Source organism: Endozoicomonas sp. ONNA1, assembly GCF_024606325.1.
Classification (GTDB): Bacteria; Pseudomonadota; Gammaproteobacteria; order Pseudomonadales; family Endozoicomonadaceae; genus Endozoicomonas_A.
Genome location: NZ_JAHHPN010000413.1, coordinates 1 through 2,411, shown reverse-complemented (window position 1 = coordinate 2,411; position 2,411 = coordinate 1). Strand labels below are relative to the sequence as shown.

The following is a 2,411-nucleotide window of genomic DNA, read 5'->3' as shown; positions in this document are numbered from 1 at the left end:
CTGCAGGCAGGTCGTAATCGATCTGGATTTGTTTAATGGCCTGATTGAGAGTCTTTTCGTCTTCGTCCGTGATAGCAGGGTAGACGTCGGTACGACTCACATAGACCACTTGTTTGCGACGAATATTATTCAGTTTTCGATGAACACCTGACAGATTACTTTCAGCTTTTTTAATGGCTCGTTTGGCCCTGGCGACATCACGATGAAGGTCGAACCGGGGCTTAGGACCCAGACGAGCCATTTGCTTGTCCAGCTCATGTTCAATGGCTGCGATACGCTCATCAACATCAGGCTGACCCGCTTTAAACACTTCTTCATCCAGATGTTCAAGTTTTGCCTCAATCAGACTGTTTTGCTCGTCTATACTGCCGTGATATCTGTAGTTCTTAATGTTGAGTTGATCGGCAATTTGATTGTTTTTGATTCTCTTGGCACCTTCATCGTCATAAAATTCGTTTACTTCTTCCATTAATTCCTGGATTCTGTCTCTTAAAACATGCTGCTGGTCGAAAAGGTTGGCATCATCTGCAAACCCCAGCTGTAAAGCTCTGGCCAGTTGAGCCATGAAAATTTTGCCTCTTTCTTGAGCAGCAGGGTTTTCATGAGGGGAGATATTTAGTTCCATCTCAAGAGCGGTAAGATAATTTAGTTGTTGTTCTTCGGCTCGCTGATCCGATTCTTCGACTACGGAGTTGAGACGATCATGAATATCTGAGAGTACGATATCCGCCTCCGGCAGATCTGCCTCCAGGGCTGGTCCCGGCCGTAAGATCATGTACATCCCACTCAGCTCGTGATATGAGACATCACCGCCATCAATCTTTGCACGGATCCTTTGCAGTCTTGTTGCTTTGTCATCACCTTTATTGATTTTGATGGTGAGTATTTTTTCCAGCACTTGCAGTTTGATCCGGGCCTTTAACTCTGACACCCGTCTGGCTTCTCTGATGCACAGATGCATAAGAATAGCAATGACCTGACGTTGGAAATACACATCGTCCTTATCATTGAGGCGATTCTTTTTCCCCAAAACTCTTGCTGCGGCACGAAGTATCCGAAGCACTTCAGGCATGGCTTTGGGGTGGCCTGGTGTGCGGATGTCTTTCAGTTCTTCTTCCAGCGCTGCATTCTTGAGAAGCGTATTATAAAGTCTTGCCTTCAGAGCATTGTGGTCTTCTGTCGTGATGCCTTCATTCTGCTCACTCAGATCAAGGCCAGGGATCTGCCGCTTCAGGTACTGCTGAATGGCCCGGGAACGGACTTCCGGATCCTGCTTGCTTGCCATTTCAAACGTCTGTCCGGCAAAGTCGCCAATGACTTTGGAAGCAAAGCTTCCGTCTTCGGGAGGAGAAACGCCGTAGGCTTTGGTGACAATGGGTACCAATTCATGAATATTCTGAACAAAATGCCGGTTAGACAGCAGATCTTTAAGTTCAGGTTTGAAGCCGAAGTGTTTTAAGAGTTGATTATACATCCAGGTTGGCGTCATGACCGACGAAGCGACTCTGACGTGCCCTATTGAGAATTCAAATTCATCTGCGACACCTTGAGTAGCACTATCTTGAGTAGCACTATCTTGAGTAGCACTATCTTGAGTAGCACTGGTCAATGCCTGCTGAAAAGACTCATAGTACGCAAGCGTCACCAGTATATCTTCGTATGATCGAGTCGTCAGTCCATCTTCGTTAAGTCCGGCATTGTGCTGTGCAGCTAACTCCTCCAGTAACGCCGTTTGCCTGTTTCGAATGACGTACTGGTAGCTTTTGACCTTGTCTGTTTTGATCTTTGTTATTGTTTCAGTAGCGGGTGGGAAGCCATAAAATTCTTCCAGGAGGTGGTACAGACCCATTTGCACAAAGGCGATATCGCTGGGATTCTGTTTCTGACCACGGAAGACAATAATCTCCCCCGGAGCTTCATTCACTGCCAGTTTTGGATAGCCAGCAGGTACAGGATAAGCCTGTGTCTCATCCTCTGCGTGTACAACATAGCCAACGGGTTTAAGGTAGGACAACAGATTATTCAGGGCCATCTGTTGTAAGTCTTCCTTCAGAACATGAACCCGGGTATAGGCCGTGGTGGCCGCTGCAAAAAGAGCCTCATCATTGACAAAGAGCGATTGCCCCAGATGCTTCAGTTCCAGAGGTTGATCGCCCGCGGCGATAAGACGCATAAAGGTGCGCTCGTTGACTTCAACTTTGTCTACTTCAATGGCGGCAAGGGCAACATAGTGATCAATTTCGCCCAGGCTTCCTGCTCTTTTATTGGCTCCTTTCAGTATTGCGACCAGCTGTTTGGGGTTGGCGACTTTCGTTAATGGTTCTAATGGTTGGATGTCACCTGATTGACTACAAACAGCCTCGACTGAATCCTGACTGGTCATTCCGTCTCTGACTTCAATGATCAGTTTG

At 47.1% G+C, this 2,411-nt stretch carries 1 protein-coding gene; it reads right to left on the bottom strand.

Going from position 1 to position 2,411, the window contains the following annotated elements; translation table 11 throughout:
* A partial coding sequence (locus tag KDK19_RS09335; RefSeq protein ID WP_257291813.1) for a hypothetical protein occupies nt 1–2,411 on the bottom strand: 2,411 nt, incomplete at both ends.